Source organism: Algibacter amylolyticus (assembly GCF_014202225.1).
GTDB classification, from domain to species: Bacteria; Bacteroidota; Bacteroidia; order Flavobacteriales; family Flavobacteriaceae; genus Algibacter_B; species Algibacter_B amylolyticus.
This window is the reverse complement of sequence record NZ_JACHGE010000002.1, coordinates 332,312-351,257: the sequence shown is the minus strand read 5'-3', so window position 1 is coordinate 351,257 and position 18,946 is coordinate 332,312. Positions and strand designations below refer to the sequence as shown.

At 33.9% G+C, this 18,946-nt stretch carries 14 protein-coding genes; 8 read left to right on the top strand and 6 right to left on the bottom strand.

Going from position 1 to position 18,946, the window contains the following annotated elements; all coding sequences use genetic code 11:
- The first annotated feature begins 164 nt into the window (after window positions 1–164).
- Complete coding sequence (locus HNQ90_RS06610) at window positions 165–1,370, top strand: multidrug effflux MFS transporter (RefSeq protein WP_144117086.1); 1,206 nt, start codon at window positions 165–167, stop codon at window positions 1,368–1,370.
- A 6-nt stretch (window positions 1,371–1,376) separates the two neighbouring features.
- Here HNQ90_RS06610 and HNQ90_RS06605 read toward each other — a convergent pair whose 3' ends face one another.
- Both HNQ90_RS06605 and HNQ90_RS06600 read right to left on the bottom strand, forming a co-directional pair.
- Window positions 1,377–1,895: a DinB family protein gene (locus HNQ90_RS06605; RefSeq protein WP_144117085.1), complete on the bottom strand. Its 519-nt coding sequence runs from the start codon at window positions 1,893–1,895 to the stop codon at window positions 1,377–1,379.
- Between the two features lie 5 nt (window positions 1,896–1,900).
- Window positions 1,901–3,673 (bottom strand): ABC transporter ATP-binding protein, encoded by a 1,773-nt coding sequence (locus HNQ90_RS06600; RefSeq protein WP_144117084.1) that lies wholly within the window; start codon window positions 3,671–3,673, stop codon window positions 1,901–1,903.
- 424 nt (window positions 3,674–4,097) lie between these two features.
- Here HNQ90_RS06600 and HNQ90_RS06595 point away from each other — a divergent pair, with 424 nt between their 5' ends.
- From HNQ90_RS06595 to HNQ90_RS06585, 3 genes are read left to right on the top strand one after another with little or no spacing between them, the layout of a single operon-like run.
- On the top strand, window positions 4,098–4,712 hold the full coding sequence (locus HNQ90_RS06595) for a fumarylacetoacetate hydrolase family protein (RefSeq protein WP_144117083.1): 615 nt from the start codon (window positions 4,098–4,100) through the stop codon (window positions 4,710–4,712).
- Window positions 4,713–4,722: 10 nt separating this feature from the next.
- Window positions 4,723–6,639, top strand: coding sequence for a DUF294 nucleotidyltransferase-like domain-containing protein (locus HNQ90_RS06590; RefSeq protein ID WP_144117082.1), 1,917 nt, complete (start codon window positions 4,723–4,725; stop codon window positions 6,637–6,639).
- Window positions 6,636–7,298, top strand: coding sequence for a 3'-5' exonuclease (locus HNQ90_RS06585; protein WP_144117081.1), 663 nt, complete (start codon window positions 6,636–6,638; stop codon window positions 7,296–7,298). The genes HNQ90_RS06590 and HNQ90_RS06585 overlap by 4 nt, the downstream gene beginning before the upstream one ends.
- Window positions 7,299–7,383: 85 nt before the next feature.
- Here HNQ90_RS06585 and acs read toward each other — a convergent pair whose 3' ends face one another.
- The 4 genes from acs to HNQ90_RS06565 all read right to left on the bottom strand — a co-directional run bounded on the left by acs (window position 7,384) and on the right by HNQ90_RS06565 (window position 12,963).
- Window positions 7,384–9,291 carry an acetate--CoA ligase gene (acs, locus tag HNQ90_RS06580; protein ID WP_144117080.1) on the bottom strand — a complete coding sequence of 636 codons (1,908 nt, stop codon included), beginning with the start codon at window positions 9,289–9,291 and terminating at the stop codon, window positions 7,384–7,386.
- Between the two features lie 239 nt (window positions 9,292–9,530).
- Window positions 9,531–11,249, bottom strand: coding sequence for a sodium:solute symporter family protein (locus HNQ90_RS06575; RefSeq protein WP_144117079.1), 1,719 nt, complete (start codon window positions 11,247–11,249; stop codon window positions 9,531–9,533).
- Entirely contained in the window at window positions 11,239–11,496 is a 258-nt protein-coding gene (locus HNQ90_RS06570; protein WP_144117078.1) for a DUF4212 domain-containing protein, read from the bottom strand. Before HNQ90_RS06570 ends, HNQ90_RS06575 begins: the two co-directional genes overlap by 11 nt.
- A 111-nt stretch (window positions 11,497–11,607) precedes the next feature.
- Complete coding sequence (locus tag HNQ90_RS06565) at window positions 11,608–12,963, bottom strand: alanine/glycine:cation symporter family protein (RefSeq protein ID WP_144117077.1); 1,356 nt, start codon at window positions 12,961–12,963, stop codon at window positions 11,608–11,610.
- 87 nt (window positions 12,964–13,050) lie between these two features.
- On the opposite strand from HNQ90_RS06565, the gene HNQ90_RS06560 reads away from it, so the two are divergent.
- The 4 genes from HNQ90_RS06560 (at window position 13,051) to HNQ90_RS06545 (ending at window position 18,901) form a co-directional block, all read left to right on the top strand.
- Window positions 13,051–14,160: a heparan-alpha-glucosaminide N-acetyltransferase domain-containing protein gene (locus HNQ90_RS06560; RefSeq protein ID WP_144117076.1), complete on the top strand. Its 1,110-nt coding sequence runs from the start codon at window positions 13,051–13,053 to the stop codon at window positions 14,158–14,160.
- Window positions 14,147–14,521 carry a TfoX/Sxy family protein gene (locus HNQ90_RS06555; protein WP_144117075.1) on the top strand — a complete coding sequence of 125 codons (375 nt, stop codon included), beginning with the start codon at window positions 14,147–14,149 and terminating at the stop codon, window positions 14,519–14,521. Before HNQ90_RS06560 ends, HNQ90_RS06555 begins: the two co-directional genes overlap by 14 nt.
- Before the next feature lie 85 nt (window positions 14,522–14,606).
- Window positions 14,607–16,481, top strand: coding sequence for a M1 family metallopeptidase (locus HNQ90_RS06550; protein WP_144117074.1), 1,875 nt, complete (start codon window positions 14,607–14,609; stop codon window positions 16,479–16,481).
- Between the two features lie 62 nt (window positions 16,482–16,543).
- A complete protein-coding gene (locus HNQ90_RS06545) occupies window positions 16,544–18,901 on the top strand; it encodes a TonB-dependent receptor (RefSeq protein WP_144117073.1) in 2,358 nt (785 codons plus the stop codon).
- Window positions 18,902–18,946 lie beyond the last annotated feature (45 nt).

Sequence of the window (18,946 nt, the reverse complement as noted above, 5' to 3'; positions counted from 1 at the left end):
GTGCAAATATAGTGCTAATTAACTCCTCCTAAAACCGTTTGAAAAAATAACATTTCTGAAAACCTGTTTAAATCAAAAAAACATCTCTTTTTTAACAATGTTAATATTGTATTAATAGAAGTGTTTAGACTATTAAAAGGTTAAAATTCTACTATTTTTGCAAAATGAATAAACCCCAAAATTTCAAGTTTGAATTTGTTGCGTTAATGGCATCATTGATGTCCATTGTAGCTCTAGCCATAGATGCATTGTTGCCCGCAATACCGCAAATTGGAGCTGCTTTAGGCGTTACCAATCCAGAAGACAACCAACTGCTAATTACCATGATATTTTTGGGAATAGGTTTTGGTCAATTAATTTTAGGGCCCTTATCGGATAGTTTTGGAAGAAAACCTCTGGTTTATGTTGGTTTCGTAATATTTTTTATTGCGAGTTTTATTTGTGTTTCCACTAAAGATTTTGAATGGATGATAATTGGAAGAACGCTTCAAGGTTTCGGACTTTCTACGGCACGAACCATAAGTATTTCTATGGTTCGAGACGAATTTCAAGGGGATTATATGGCAAAAATAATCTCGATAATTGTTATGTTTTTCCTTTTAGTTCCTGTAATAGCACCAACTTTAGGTCAACTTTTAATTCACTTTTTTAATTGGGAATCTATCTTTTATTTTAATTTGATATTCGGCCTACTTATAGTCATTTGGTTTTGGATAAGGCAACCAGAAACCCTTGCTAAAGAGAAGCGTATCAAGTTTTCATCAAACTTATACATTAACGGAACAAAGGAGTTTTTTAAAAATAAAGAAGCCATTGCTTTTACATTAATTTCGGGGTTTATTACTGGGTCGTTTATGGTGTATTTAAGCACGTCTCAGCAAATATTTCAAGAGCAATACAACCTAGCTGAAATGTTTCCTTATATTTTTGCAAGTTTAGCCATTTCTATTGGTGTTTCTACGTTTTTAAATAGTCAGTTAGTTGTAAAATATGGTATGACTAGACTTGCCTATTATGCGTGTATAGCGTACACCTTAATTTCGGTGTTGTACGTTATTTTATTTTGGTCTGGAATTAATCCTAGTATTTATATTTTATTAAGCTTTTTTGCCATGCAGTTTTTTGCTGTAGGTTTCCTTTTTGGAAATTTAAGAGCTTTAGCCATGCAACCTTTAGGGCATATTGCAGGTATTGGTGCTGCTATTAATGGTTTTTTGTCTACCGTTTTAGCTGTACCCATAGCCAATTATATAGGTAGCTTTGTAGAGACTTCGGTGCTGCCTTTATTTATTGGGTTTTCGGTTTTCGGATTGCTTTCATTAACCGTTTTTCTTATGATTAAAAGCAAATTGAAACTTGTTAACTCCTAAGCGCTTTTAAAGATAACGTTCCTTTATAATATTAATATGATGGATTTCATGACCTAGCGTTATGAAGGCCGCAGCTCTAGCAGACATGGGACTTCCACTCCCCGTACCAATTACCTCTAAATCTTGTGAGCTTAAACTTTTAAGAAGCACTATAAAGTTTTGACGCACCACTTGATATTCCTCAATTAAACTTGCCATCGATTTTTTATTGGCTCCAGATGGTAAAATGTAATCGTTCTGCTCGTAGCCTGCCAACGGAGTTTTATCATGTCTTGCTATTCTGAAACAACGATACATAAAAACACGTTCGTTATCTATTATGTGCTGAAAAACCTCTTTAATACTCCATTTATCTTTGGCATAACGATACTCCAATTTATCCAGAGGAATAGATTTGAAAAAATTCTCAACCTGAGTTTTTGCCTCAATAAAGCCTTCTAGCAAGGTGATATCATTTGAAACTTTCGCTATATAAGTTTCATAAAATGGATTATACTCGTTAGCTGTTAAATCTGTTACTTTCATCTGTTTTAAATTTTTGCTTGATAGGTATACAAATCGAAATACCTGCCATTAAGTTTTATCAATTCGTCATGCGTTCCTCTTTCAACAATACGACCGGCTTCGATAACTAAAATTTGGTCTGCTTTTCTAATAGTGCTTAAGCGGTGCGCAATAACAATTGTAGTTCTATCTTTAACCAATTCATTTAAACTTTTCTGAATTAAAGCTTCACTTTCAGTATCTAAATTTGAAGTCGCTTCATCTAAAATAACAATCTTAGGGTTTGCTAAAATTGCTCTTGCTATGGCTAAACGTTGACGCTGTCCTCCAGAAAGTTTAACGCCTCGTTCTCCTATTAAAGTTTCTAATCCATCATCAAATCGATCTGTAAATTCATTTACGTAAGCTGCTTTTACTGCATTTTGTAATTCTTCTTCGGTAGCACTTGGCCTAGGAAACATAATATTTTGCCTAATTGTACCTTCAAATAGAAATTCATCTTGCAATACCACACCTAAATATTTACGGTAGCTATTCAGTTTTACCTTCGATAAATCCTGATTATCAATCGTGACTTGCCCCGAATTTGGATTTAAAAATGTAGCCGACAATCCTGCAATAGTAGATTTCCCTGAACCTGAACTCCCTACCAAAGCCGTAACGGAACCTGCAGGAGCCTTAAAACTAATATTATGAAGTACTTCTTTATCTTCTTCATAAGCAAAAGACACATCGTTAAACTCAACATCGCCTTTTAAAGCTTCTAGCTGGATGGTTCTGTTTACATTATCTTCTTCAGCAGTCATATTCATTAGCTCTTCCGTTCTATCTAAACCTGCTAAAGCCTCTGTTAACTGACTTCCTATATTACTCATTTGGACAATAGGTGCAATCATAAAACCAAGTATTAAAGTGAAGAATAAAAATTCACCTGTAGTCATTTCTCCTAAAATCATATAATAACCACCAATACCCATAATTCCTGTGGTAGCCACACCTATTAAAAAGGTTGAAGAACTCGTCATAAAAGCCGTAGCCGTTAAACTCTTTTTCACATTTTGATATAATTTATCTACACCTTTTTCAAATACAATATTTTCTTGCTCTTCGGCATTAAATGCTTTTATAACGCGTACTCCCGCCAAAGTTTCGGTAAGTCTACCTTTTACTTCGGCATTTATTTTACCACGCTTTCTAAAAATTGGACGAATATATTTAAAAGCCTTTAGGGCAATAAAACCAAAAATAGACAGCGGAACAAACACAAAAAGTGTCATCCAAGGGTTTAATTTAATTAAAATAATTAATGAAATTATAGCCGTAAACGAACCACCAACTAATTGTACCAAACCAGTTCCTATTAAATTACGAACACCTTCAACATCGCTCATAATACGTGATACCAAAGCACCAGACTTTGTATTATCGAAAAAACTAATGGGCAACGACAATACTTTTTTCTGAACTTGAGCACGAAGTTCGCTTATTAAATATTGGGCTTGTACACTTAATATTCTTGTTAATGCGAACGATGTTGTAGCTTGAACGGTTATGGCAGCTAAAACAATTCCTATTAAGGTATAAATTTGAGACACATCTTTACTTGGCACAACTTCATCAAGTAGCACTTTACTTTGCCAAGGCAATATCAAACCAGCTAAACTTCGTATTACAATTAAAACTAAACCTATAAAAACCAACTTTCGCCTTGGCCAAATAATCGTTTTAAAGGCTTGCGCCATGGTTACTTTTGGTTTGGATTTATCTTGATTTTTTGAAGATTCTTTAAGGTGTTGCATAACTATTTTAAAATAATATAGATTACAAAATTACGCATTAAAGATTGATAATATAAAAGATCTTAAAATTAAAAAACCACTCGAAATGAGTGGCTTTTTAATACTTTATAATTAGCATAATTAACTATGTTCTACTTGACTTTTTTGCAAGTTTAGCTGCTTTTTTTTCTTTAGCCGTTAAAACTGCTTCTTTTTTAACATTCTTTTTTGCATCTTTAGATTTCGCCATAATATTATTATTTTTTTATAAAGCTACGTTTTAGAAACTAATATCTACCTTATTTTATTCATTTTAAATCACTTAAATCATTTTAGTTTCACAAAACATATCGTAACAAGGCTATTTGCATGGTAAAATGAACTTTATATTAATTATAATAGACTAATTATTACATTTACAATAAAATTATAAAACAACTAAACAATGAAAATAATTGGCATTGGTAAAAACTACGTAAACGATAAGAGTGAAATTGCTGCCCTTAAAACAGGCGATCAAGTTATTTTTTTAAAGGCTGAAAGCACTTTAGTTACAGACAATAAAAACATTCCTTTTCCTAAAATTACTAACCAACTAAATTATGAAGTAGAATTAGTTGCTAAAATTGGAAAATCTGGTAAAGATATTGCAGAAAGTGATGCGGCATCTTATATAAGCGAGATAGGAATTGGCATTGATTATACGGCCAAAGATGTTCTAAATGCAACTAGAACCAACAAGGGCCCATGGGCATTAGCTAAAGGTTTTGATGGGGCATCTCCTGTTAATGGTTTTAAATCGATTTCCAATTTTTCTGATATTAACGACATTAACTTTAGCTTAATGATTAACGGAAAGGAAGTACAGGCAGGAAACACGAGTGATATGATTTATAATTTTGCTGAAATCATAGCGTTTGTTTCAAAATACATGACTTTAGAACCTGGCGATTTAATTTTTACAGGAACACCGGCAAGTGGTGCTGGACAAAATTTTGTAGGGGACCATTTGCAAGCTTCTATTGAAGGTGAATTGCTTCTAGATTTCAAACTAATTTAGAATTAGTTTTATGAAAAACTCAATTGCAGAACGGGTTGGTGAATTTTTAAAACGCTATCCGCCATTTAATTTGATTAATACAGCTAGCCTATTGCTAATAGCAGAACAGGTTAGCATTATCTATTTGGAAAAAGGAGATACTATTTTTAAAAATGGAGATATTAACCACGATTGCTTTTATGTAGTTAGAGACGGAGCCGTAAGCTTGTACTATAAAAACGGCGATGTAAATGAAATTACAAACATTCATGATACAGGGGATTTATTTGGCTTAAGAGCTTTAATTGCAAAAACGCCGTACCACCTTAACGCCACTGCAAACGAAGAATCTATAATTTACGCCATTCCAATTTCTATTTTTCAGACGGTAACGGATAAAAGTGTTAACATTCAAAAGTATTTAATTACCGCTTTTGCTTCAAATGATTACACACCTTACACCTCTGAACAAGCAGGCAAAATTTTTGTAGATTATATTCCCAGCAACTCTCAGGATGTTGTAAGTTTTCAAACCGCAAATTACACGAAGGCGCCCATTACTTGCAGTACATCGTCCACCTTAAAAAGTGCAGCAAAAAAAATGTGTACGCATAAAATAGGTTGTATAATTGTTATTGATTCTAATAAAAAGCCTGTTGGTATTATTACCAATAGCGATATAAAAAATAAAATTGCAACAGGTCTTTTTCCTATTGAAACTAAAGTAACTCAAATAATGAGTTCTCCTGTAATTACAGCAAAAAAAGACTTAACAGTAGCCGACGGTCAATTACAAATGATAAAAAATAGTATTGGGCATTTATGTATTACCAAAGATGGCACTGTAAACTCTAAATTAATAGGTGTATTAACGCACCACGATGTTTTAACCACTTTGGGTAACAACCCTACTGTAATTTTAAAGGATATAAAAAGAGCCAAACGGACTAAAAAACTTCGTGCTGCTAGACATAAAGCCAATGGTTTATTAAAAAGCTATTTAGATCAAAACATTCCCTTATCACATATTATTAAATTGATTTCTCAAATTAATGATGCGGTAACTGTAAGAGCCATTGAATTGGCTGTTTTAAAAATGCCTACAGCTCCACCAGTTTCTTTTACATGGTTAGCCTTAGGAAGTCAAGGTAGGCGTGAACAATTACTATTTACCGACCAAGACAATGCCTTGATTTTTGAAAATGTTTCTAAAAAAGGCTATTCTGAAACTAAAGATTATTTTTTAGAACTTTCAAAGCTCGTTAATAAAACACTTAATAAAGTAGGTTTTGAGTATTGCGAAGCCGATATGATGGCTAGTAACCCAGAGTGGTGCAAATCGCTTTCAGAATGGCAAGACCAATTTCAAACTTGGATTTTAAATCCAGATGAAAAGGCCATTTTACTATCGTCTGTCTTTTTTGATTTCAATGCTGTTTATGGTAATAGCAATCTCACAGATAAGGTTACAGACACCATCTTTAAAACCTTAAATGAGGCCTCGCTGTTTTATAAATTTCTAGGTAGAGATGCTGTAAAAAGTCCATCGCCACTTGGTTTTTTTAAACAATTTTTAATCGAGCAAAACGGTGATCAAAAGGAGCTTTTCAACATAAAAAGCAGAGCCATTATGCCTTTAGTTGATGCGGCTAGACTACTCATTTTAAACAAGCAAATAAAAGGTGTTAATAACACCTACGAGCGTTTTGAAAAGTTAGCAGAACTAGAACCTGAAAACTCAGAGTTATACGAATCTTGCTCCTATGCTTTTAAGGCGCTTTCTAAATTTAAAACCAAACAAGGATTATTAAATGGTAATTCCGGAAAATTTATAAACCTTAAAACTTTAACTAAAGAGGAAAAATTAAAACTAAGACGATGCTTTAAGCCTATACACGAAATTCAAGAAGTTTTAATAAATAGATTTGATTTAAAAAACTTTATATGATTAGTTGGTTTAAAAAGCGTAAAAAAGATTATCCAGATTTTTGGTTGGCTTATCTTAATCATTTTAAAAACGAGAAGAAAACACCAATTGGCGAAACACGTTTTGTTGCTTTTGATACGGAAACTACTGGATTCGACAGGAAAAAAGACAGAATACTATCCATTGGCGCTGTTGCTTTTGTAAATAAAACAATTCCGGTAAATCAAAGTCTTGAATTATATTTAGAACAAGACATTTTTAATCCAGACACGGTTAAAATACATGAAATAATGAAGTCTAGTGATTTTGAGAAAATAACGGAACTAGAGGCCATAAAAGTGTTTTTAGATTATATAAAAAATGCCATTTTAGTAGCACACCATGCGAATTTTGATAAAACCATGATGAATGAAATGCTCTCTAGACATGGCTTAGGAAAATTAAAAAATAAATTTATTGATACCGGCGTATTATTTAACAAATCGAAACACAAAATATATCAAGAAAGCTTAAAAAAACATTACTTTTTGGATGATTTGTGTGAAGAATTAAATGTACCTAAAGTAGATAGACACACGGCAAATGGTGATGCCCTTATAACAGCAATTGTGTTTTTGAAAATCTTATCGCGTTTGGATAAGCGCAAAAATTTAAAATGGGGCTATTTATTGGGTAAATAGACTTGAATATTGACTTTTAATAAAACTAAACTTGATTTTCATGTTAAGATGAAAACCAAGTTTAGCATAGTTTTATTTATAGAAATTAAAGCACATTATCCATAATTTCCTGAACAACTTCTGGATTTAATAATGTACTAGTATCTCCCAAATTACCGGTATCTTTCTGTGCAATTTTACGTAAAATACGTCTCATAATTTTACCAGATCGGGTCTTTGGCAACCCACTAGTAAATTGAATTTTATCTAGTTTAGCTATTGGACCAATACTCTCTGTTATAATTTGATTTATTTCTTTTCTTAGGTTATCGTGATTTCTACTTTCTCCTGTATCTTTTAAGGTTACATAACCGTATAAAGCACTTCCTTTAACATCGTGCGGAAAGCCAACAATGGCAGATTCTGCTACGGCTGGATGCTCGTTTACGGCATCTTCAATTGGTGCAGTGCCTAAATTATGTCCTGAAACAATAATAACATCATCTACTCTACCCGTAATTCTGTAATATCCTACTTCATCGCGAAGTGCACCATCGCCAGTAAAATACTTGTTTTCATAGGCTGAAAAATAGGTCTCTTTATAACGTTGATGATTTCCCCAAATGGTTCTAGCCATGGATGGCCAAGGGAACTTAATACATAATCGACCATCTACTTGATTGCCTTTAAGTTCATCGCCGTTTTCATCCATTAAAGCTGGCTGAATACCTATAAACGGTAACGTAGCATAAGTTGGTTTAGTAGGTGTTGAATACGGAATTGGAGAAATCATAATACCTCCTGTTTCGGTTTGCCACCAAGTATCTACAATAGGGCTATTTCTTTTACCAACATTATCGTTATACCAATGCCATGCTTCTTCATTTATTGGTTCGCCCACCGAACCTAAAACTTTAAGAGATGATAAATCGTATTTCTCAACTAACTCTGCCCCTTGTTTTGCTAAGGCGCGAATTGCTGTTGGTGCGGTGTAAAACTGATTGACTTTATGCTTTTGAATAATATCCCAAAAACGACCAAAATCAGGATAACTTGGCACGCCTTCAAACATTACTGAAGTGGCTCCATTTACTAGCGGGCCATATACAATATAACTGTGTCCGGTAATCCAACCAATATCGGCAGTACACCAATACACATCGTTTTCGCGGTATTGAAATACGTTTTTAAAGGTATATGCGGTGTAAACCATATATCCGGCGGTGGTATGCACCATACCTTTTGGTTTACCTGTTGATCCTGATGTGTATAAAATAAATAAAGGATCTTCGGCATTCATAATTTCTGCTTCGCAATGCTCTGATGCATTATCTAAAAGGGGTTGCAACCATTGGTCGCGACCAGAAACCATATTTATATCTGAGTTAATTCGTTTTGCAACTAAAACGTTTTTAACTCCTGGGCAGCTCTCTAAAGCTTCGTCTACTATACCTTTTAAATCGATTGTTTTTGCACCTCGATACGACCCATCGCTGGTTAATACCATTTTACAATCGCTATCATTTATACGAGTTGATAATGCTGTAGATGAAAACCCTGCAAAAACTACCGAGTGTATAGCGCCAATTCTAGCACATGCTAAAACGGATACGGCTAATTCGGGAATCATTGGTAAATAAATACACACACGATCGCCTTTATTGATGCCTTGCGCTTTTAAAACATTAGCAAATTTATTGACACGTTTATGTAATTCGTTATAAGTTATATGTTGCGCTGCTTCCTTTGGATCGTTAGGTTCAAATAAAATAGCTGTTTTTTCGCCTCTAGTGGCCAAATGCCTATCTATACAGTTTTCTGTAATATTTAATTGAGCGCCTTCAAACCATTTTACTTCTGGCTTGGAAAAATCCCAACTTAATACATTATCCCATTTTTTTCGCCATAGAAAATGTTCTTCTGCTATTTCCTCCCAAAAACCTTCTGGGTTTCGTACAGATTTTCTATAAACTTGATAATACTCTTCTAAATGTTTTATGTGATAATTACTCATGAATTTTAGTTTAGATATTTGATGAAAAATATGTGTCTTCTAAATTAATAAATTAATGGAGATTAGGACTGTTTTGTTAAGGCGGATTATTATAAAATATTGTTAAGAAACTTACCATAGCAAACTAACCCGCGTTAGGGATTGCAGTGGAAAGCCCACAGTTTTTTGCGCCTTAGCTCAAAAACGAGGACTTGTAATGGAAAGCCCGACCCTTGGGTAACGCCCAAATTATTTTTATATTAATGTGTAGCCTCTCCTGCTCCGCTTGGTATTCTGATGTTTTCTACAATTTCTTGAACGTCTAGTGGAGGTTCTGGTGTGAATTTCATGATAACTACGGACACGATAAAATTGATAATCATAGCGACTGTTCCGAAACCTTCGGGCGAGATGCCGAACCACCAATCGGCTTTTGTACCGCCGCCAAACCAGCCAAACTTAAATTTAGTCATGTAGAAAAGCATGGATAAAATACCAACTACCATACCGGCAATAGCGCCTTCTTTATTCATTTTTTTATAAAATATACCCAATATAATAGCCGGAAAAAAGGATGCTGCCGCCAACCCGAATGCTAATGCTACGGTGGCTGCTACGAATCCTGGTGGATTAATTCCGAAATATCCTGCTACGCAAACCGCTACTACTGCTGCTAAACGTGCTGCGATTAATTCGCCTTTTTCTGAGATGTTTGGATTGATCATTTTCTTGATTAAATCGTGAGAAACTGATGCTGAAATAACTAATAATAATCCTGCCGCTGTTGATAATGCTGCTGCTAATGCTCCTGCAGCAACCAAAGCAATTACCCAGTCTGGTAATTGGGCTATTTCTGGATTGGCGAGTACCATGATATCTTTATCGACAACTAATTCATTTTTAGCTTCGTCGGCTACATAATTAATTAAGCCGTCGTTATTTTTGTCGTTAAAGACGATTAAACCTGTTGTTTCCCATTTTTTAAACCATTCTGGCATATTGGCGTAAGGTTGATTTGAAACGGTTTCTATCATGTTGGTTCTTGCAAATACAGATACAGCTGGTGCTGCGGTGTATAAAATAACGATGAGTAATAATGCTAAACCTGCCGATTTACGGGCGTCTTTTACTTTTTTAACGGTAAAGAAACGTACAATTACGTGCGGTAATCCTGCTGTACCAACCATTAATGCTAAGGTTATCGCAAAAATATCTATGGTAGATTTTGAGCCTTCGGTATATTCGTTAAAGCCTAAATCTGTGCTTAAACCATCTAATTTATCTAATAAATAAGTTCCTGAACCATCGGCTAACTGACTCCCAAAACCTAATTGTGGTATGGGATTGCCCGTCATTTGAATAGAGATAAAAATGGCTGGTACCATAAATGCGAAAATAAGCACGCAATATTGTGCTACTTGTGTGTATGTGATGCCTTTCATACCACCTAAAACGGCATAAAACAATACGATAATCATTCCTATTATAACTCCTGTATTGATATCGACTTCTAAAAAACGAGAGAATACTAGACCTACACCTCGCATTTGTCCTGCAACATAAGTAAATGATACAATTAATGCACAAATTACGCCTACTAAACGGGCGGTGTTTGAATAGTAACGGTCGCCAATAAAATCGGGTACTGTGAATTTGCCAAATTTCCTTAAATATGGTGCTAATAATAGAGCCAACAGCACATATCCACCGGTCCAACCCATAAGGTAAACGGCTCCGTCGTACCCATCGAATGAAATAATTCCTGCCATGGAAATGAACGAGGCCGCACTCATCCAATCGGCCGCAGTTGCCATACCATTTGCTAATGGGGAAACGCCTCCACCTGCAACATAAAACTCTTTTGTCGATCCTGCGCGAGCCCAAATTGCAATACCTATATATATGGTAAATGTAATTCCTACTAAAACATACGTCCAATTTTGGACTCCGAATCCTTCAACTAATAAACTATGCATCATATCCGTATTTTTTATCTAGTTTATTCATTAGACGAACGTATACAAATATTAAAACAACAAAAACATACATAGAACCTTGTTGTGCAAACCAGAAACCGAGTTTAAAACCGCCAATCCTGATGGTGTTTAATTCGTCTTTAAATAGAATTCCTGCTGCGAAGGATACTAAAAACCATATGGCTAATAGTATTAAAACGTACCGGATGTTTTCTTTCCAATAGGCTTTTGCGTTGTCTTTTTCTGTCATATTATTTTGGTTTAGTTAATAATCAAATTTATAAATCGGTATAGAAAAGCTCTAGTAATTATTGGGCAAACCGTATAAACTATAACCCAAATAGGCTTATAGCAATACTGTTTACAAGGTTTTAAAATATTTTTTTGCTTCTACTATTACCTTAGGCGCTAAGGTTATTGTAGCTAACATAGTTGGTATTGCCATAAGGGCGAAAACACCATCAATTAAGTTTAGCATCACACTAAAAGGGGTGGTTGCAGCAATAATTATACTTAATATATACATATAATTGTAGTAATGCTTTTTATCTGCTCCAATTAAAAAGCCTAAACATTTACTACCATAATAAGCGTAAGAAAATAATGAAGAGATACTAAATATCAATACACAAACCATTAGCAAATATTTTCCATAAACCGGCATTACATGATTAAATGCTGAAGCTGTTAAACTTACCCCGTTATTTGAAGTTGTTTCCCAAACACCAGTAACTAAAATAGCCAATGCGGTTAAGGTACAGACTATTAAAGTATCTATTGCTGGTCCTAACATAGCTACTAAACCCTCGCGAATAGGCTCGTCGGTTTTTGCTGCTCCATGAGCCATGGGCGCTGTACCTATACCTGCTTCGTTTGAAAACGCACCACGACGAATTCCTAACAATATTAAAGCACCCAAAACACCGCCCATAAAAGCATCTCCTTTATAAAAATCGGCAGAAAAAGCATCTGTAAACATCAATATGAAATATTTAGGAACGACGCTATAATTTGAAATTAATATATAAAGCACGAGAACAAAATAAAGTAGTACCATGGAAGGCACCATTTTAGACGCTGCATTACTAATACGTTTTAAACCGCCAAGAATAATTACTGAGGTTAAACCAACAAGTATAGCTGCTACAATAAGATTCGATTTTAGTCCTACTTCTACTCCATTTGGTATTAAAATAATATCGTTTATGGCCTGAGTTAATTGATTAACGTTCACTACGGGTAACGCGCCAATCATTCCGAAAAGGCTAAACATAACCGCTAAAGGTTTCCAAGATTTACCTAAACCTTCTTGAATAAAATACATAGGTCCGCCTTGTAACTCGCCAGCACTATCTTTACCGCGATACATAATAGCCAACGATGATGTAAAAAATTTAGTAGACATGCCCACAATAGCACTTACCCACATCCAAAACATGGCTCCTGGACCACCCACAGAAATAGCTACAGCAACACCAGCAATATTCCCCATACCAATCGTAGAAGATAATGCTGTTGTTAAGGCTTTAAAATGTGAAATTTCTCCAGGATCATTTGGGTCGTCGTACTTACCTCTTAACACTTGAATAGCATGCCCAAAATACCTAAAAGGTAAAAATCTAGATAGTACTAAAAGATACAAACCACCGCCAATAAGTAATATAACTAAAGGCAACCCCCAAGCGTAATCAGAAAATGTTTTTATGAGTTGTTCCATAATTATTTTTATGATTTTATAAATATATAACTTTACAAACTTTCATTTCAAATATTTAAAAGTATATTTATAACAGTAAACCCATTTATGGCGCAAACCAACCGCTTATACTTTATTGATGCTGTTAGAGCATTTGCTATATTAATGATGCTTCAAGGTCATTTTATAGATACTTTGTTGGCTCCTGCTTATAGGGACGAATCCAATGCCATTTATAATATTTGGTCATATTTTAGAGGTATAACAGCGCCTACTTTTTTCACTATATCTGGATTGGTGTTCGCGTACTTATTACTGCGGTCGTATGCCAAAGGAAATGATAAAGCTAGAATAAAAAAAGGATTATTTAGAGGGTTACTTCTGCTTGTTATTGGCTATAGTTTAAGAATTAATATTTTTAATTGGATTAATGGTTATTTCAATTCCTATATTCTTGTTATTGATGTTTTGCAATGTATAGGATTGTCTTTAATTCTTTTGGTTGCACTGCATAGCGTTTTTAAAAAATACAGCTATTTATATTCCATAGTACTTTTTGCTATTGGGTGCATTTGTTTTGTAACCGAGCCACTTTATAGAGATATCATTTTAGACAACGTTCCTAAAGTTTTTGCTAACTATATAACAAAAACCAACGGCTCTATATTTACAATTTTACCATGGTTTGGGTATTCGGCATTTGGCGCCTTTATTTCTACAGTATTTTTTAGGCATGTACACCGCGAAAAATTTAAAATAAGTACGGTAATCTCCTTTTTTGTAACAGGCGTTTTTCTTATTTACTTTTCATCCTTATTTCTTACAAAACTAAGCCTTGTAACGTCCATCCCGCTTTTTAAAATGAGTGCCGACTACAACTACTTGTTTACAAGACTTGGTAATGTCCTTATATTATTTGGTGTTTTTTATGCCTTCGAAAAATACTTAAAACAATCTATTATTGCGCGTATAGGAGAGAAAACCTTATCTATTTATGTTATCCATTTCGTACTACTATATGGTAGTTACACTGGATATGGTTTAAAACGATTTCTAAACAAATCTTTAGAACCCGAAACAGCCATTTTTGGTGCTATATTATTTATGGTAGTGGTATGTTTTATGTCATTTCATTACGGTAAAACAAATACGTTTGTTTATAATTTAATTCGGAAAATATATAATAAACTAAAAATATATTACCATGGCATACGATGAATTTTTAGCAGATAGAATCAGACAACACTTAAAAGACAAACACACTTATTTTACTGAGCTTAAAATGATGGGTGGCCTATGTTTTAAGGTAGATAATAAAATGCTATGCGGTATTCATATTGATAAAAATTTTGGAGATAGTTTATTGATGGCACGCATTGGTTTAGATGTATACGAAAAAGAATTAAAAAAGCCAGAATGCTTACCCATGGATTTTACAGGAAGGTCCATGAAAGGTTATATTTTTGTAACCCCTGAAGGTTTTTATACCGACGATGATTTGGCGTATTGGGTAGATTTATGTTTGGATTTTAATCCTTTGGCTAATACAAGTAAGCCGAAAAAGAATAAAAATCAATAATTTTCATTTAAAATTTTAAAAGCTAAATTGACCAATCCCATTGATTCGAAGAGAAAAACCTATAAATTAAAACTACCTTTTTAAAATGAAAAAATATCAACTTCTTTTAATCGTATTTATTTCTCTAAATCTTTATTCACAAAAAAATTTATACATACCTATTGAATTTCAAAAGGCATATAAATCAAACACTAGAAGTGCAGATGGCAAACCAGGTAATCATTATTGGCAAAACTTTAGCTCTTATGCAATAAAAGCAGCTATAGAACCTGAGACATGGAAAATAAAAGGCAGCGAGGTTATTGAATACACTAATAATAGCCCAGATACCTTAACGGCTATTTATATTAAATTATATCCTAATCACTACAAAAAAGGAGTACCTAGAGCCAATTTAGTTCCTATTGAAGATCTTACTGATGGTGTTCAAATAACCAATTTAAAAATTAACAATACCGCTTTCAACGTTAATAAAAGTAGTCAAATTACGGTTTTAGGGACTTATATAATTGTACATCTAGAAAATGGGATACTTCCTAAAAGTAAAGCCCTTATATCTATGGATTGGACAACTGAAATGCCTCCAATACATGTGGATCGAATTGGAGCATACGATAGTTCAAGCGCTTTTGTAGGCTATTGGTATCCGCAAATAGCGAGATACGACGACATAGACGGATGGGATATGATGGAATTTATGGGTAGCCAAGAAACCAATAATGATTTCTCCGATTTCAATGTAACTATTGAAGTTCCTGATACTTATACTATTTGGGCTACAGGTATTTTACAAAATCCAGAAGCCGTTTTTACGCCTGAGGTGTTGCAACGCTACAACACAGCCAAAACAACAGAAGAACCAATTACCATTCTAACTGGAGGCACTCCAATTAATTCAGCTAAGGGCACAAAAAACGAGTGGCATTTCAAAGCAGAATATGTACCCGATTTTGCATTTGGTGTGAGTAATACCTTTAGGTGGATTGGCAATACGGTAACCATTGAAAATAATAAAATAGCATCAAATTTAGTGTTTGATCCCTCAAAGGCGGATGCTATAAGCTATTTAATCAATGCGCAAAAAAAATCGTTCGAATATTTAAGTATGGTTTATCCTAAAGAGATGTATCCATATCCACAATTTACAACCTTTATTGGTGTACCAGGTTTTAACGGGATGGAGTTCCCTATGATGGCAAATAATGGGGTTAGCGATAAAGACTTTGAAAATACAGATGTTACTTTTCATGAATTGGCACATTCATATTTTCCATTTCTTATGGGCATTAATGAAGTAAAATACTCGTGGATGGAAGAAGGTTGGGCTACCTTTTTCACCATAAAATTTATACAAGAGTATTATAAAAACACACCAAAGGAAGATGCCGAACTCAATAGAAATTTAAATAGTTATAATGCTAATGCAGGAAATATTTGGGATGTTCCACTTATAACACCCTCATATTTATTAACATTTAGCTCTGCTCATAGTCAATTATCCTATCGAAAGCCGGCATTCATGTACTTTACTTTGGAGCATTTACTAGGAGAAGAAATCTTTAAAAGTTGTTTAAAAACATACATTGAGCGTTGGAAAGGAAAACACCCAACACCCTATGATTTCATGTTTACCTTCAATGATGTGAGCAATACTAATTTAAATTGGTTTTGGAACAAATGGGTATTTGAAAATGGGTATGGTGATTTAGGTATAGTCAAGTTTGAAAACTCAAAGGTGTATATTCAAAACTTTGGTGGCTTACCATTGCCAGTGTTTTTGAAACTTACTTATAAAAACGGGAAACAAGTATCTATTGAAAAAAAAGCAGATATTTGGATGAATAATAACGAAAACATAGCTGAAATTGAGATTTTAGATATTGATAATTTAATCGAAATAAAATTAATTGATACTAATTATCCGGATGCAGTCAAGAAAAATAATTTGTTTAAATTATAAAAGCAGGCGTTCTTATAGTTAAATTTTATATTTGTATTACAATTCTGAATTACCATCCAATTATGCTGAAAAATATTACATTCGTTTTATTCACCCTTTTTAGTTTAAACTTAGCTTCAGCTCAAGTTATAATTACTGGAAAAGTTTTAGAAAGCAATGCTAATTTGCCTATAGAATATGCCACCATCTCGGTTATAGACACTAATTCAAAAACACCTTTAACAGGAACGATAACAGCTGAAGATGGCACATTTTCTTTAAAAACTAACGAAACCAACTTTTATATAGAAGTGAGTTTTATGGGTTATGAATCGAAAACCATTAAGCAATTCGACATTGTAAAAAATACAATAAATTTAAAAATAATAACCTTATCGGAAGATAATCAAGCATTAGATGAAGTTGTAATTCGTGCTGAAAAATCCTCGACCGAATTTAAGCTGGATAAGCGCGTTTTTAATGTTGGCGCAGATTTAAGTTCAACAGGTGCTAGTTCACTTGAAGTTTTAAACAACCTACCATCGGTTAATGTAAATATAGAAGGCGAAATTAGTTTACGAGGCAGTCAAGGTGTTCAAATTCTAATTAATGGTAAACCTTCAGTTTTAGCTAGTGCAGATGGTAATGCCTTAGGAAGTATCACTGCCGATATGATTGAAAAAATTGAAGTTATAACCAATCCTTCAGCTAAATATGATGCCGAAGGCACATCTGGAATCATTAACATCATTATTAAAAAATCTGAAAAACGAGGTATTAATGGGTCGGCAACTTTAAACTTTGGTGTTCCTAACAGCAATAGTTTTGGCTTAAGCGTGAATAAACGTACAGAAAAATTTAATCTTTTTAGCCAATTCGGGTTTGGTATTCGTACCTATCCTAATAAAACAGAATCTATTAACCGAGATTTAGTAAATGACATAACCGTAAGTAGCACTGGCGATGGCGATTTTAATGAAAAGTTCGGAAATATATTAATTGGAACCGACTACCATATTAACGATTATAACATTATAACGCTTTCCGGATCGTATGCTTACGAGATTGAAGATCAAGATTCTAAAACCAACTACAATCAAACAGACGAGACCAACACCATAACCGACAGCTGGTTACGAAATGAGTTAACCGAAGCTGACAATCCAAAACTGCGTTACGAACTACAATACAAAAAGAGCTTTAAACGGCATGCCGACCAAAGTTTACTTTTTAGTGCTTTAGGAAATTCTTTTAGAAAAGATCAATTTTCAGATTTTGAAAACACGTTTACTCTAGGCGATAATGAAGATTTTAAACAAAAAACGCGTACCGACTACACCTTGGCAGATTATACTTTTAAACTAGATTACACGCATCCATTTTTAGAAAAATTCACTTTAGAAACAGGATCGCAATATGTAATAAATAGTGTATCTAACGATTTTGCTGTTAGCGATTTACAAGATGGTACTTACGTAAACAATCCCGACTTAACCAATGTATTTGATTTTGATCAAAATGTTTTAGGCCTTTACACCACCGCAGCTTACGAAGGCGATGTTTGGGGACTTAAACTTGGTTTTAGGTTAGAGCATACTAACCTTAGTACTTTGTTACAAACCACCAACGAAAGTAATGGAAACGACTACACCAATTTATTTCCTAGTATACATACCTCCTATAAAATAAGTGACGATTTTTCAATACAAGCAGGATACTCTAAACGTATAAGAAGACCAGGATTAAGAGAACTAAACCCTTTTAGTAATATTAGAAACAATTTTAGCATATTTACTGGTAACCCAGATTTACAACCAGAATTCACCGATTCTTACGAAATTACAAGTATAAACAAACTAGGTAAGGCCTCCTTAAATTTTAGTTTGTATAACAGATATACGGTTGATGTGGTAGAACGTATTTCAACTTTTGAAAACAATGTTAGTATATCCACCCCTGAAAATGTAGGTACCAATACAACCACAGGTTTTGAAGCTAACGGAAAATACGCACCAACAAATTGGTTTTCATTTAATGGCGATTTTAATATTAATTATTTTAGTAGAAAAGGTGTTTTTGAAGCAACAGATTTCGATTTTAAAGGCAACCAATGGTCCGCTAGTTTAACTACTAAGTTTAAACTTCCAGCAGATTTCGATTTAGAGGTCTCTGGCGATTATCAATCCAAATTTAAAACCGTGCAAAGCGAAATTGCAGATAACCTTTTTGCAGATCTTGGTTTAAGAAAAAAGATACTTAAAGGTAAAGTTATTTTAAACCTAAGTATTCGTGATGCTTTTGCGTCTAGAATAAACAAAACAACCACCTCGCAATCGGACTTCTATTTATTTAATAGCAGACAACGTGGGCGTTTTGTAACCTTTGGTGTTAGCTATGGCTTTGGAAAAGGCGAGGCTATGCAATTTTCAGGACAACGATAATAGTATAAATTTAATGAGATAAACTAATTAGCTAACCAAGTTCCC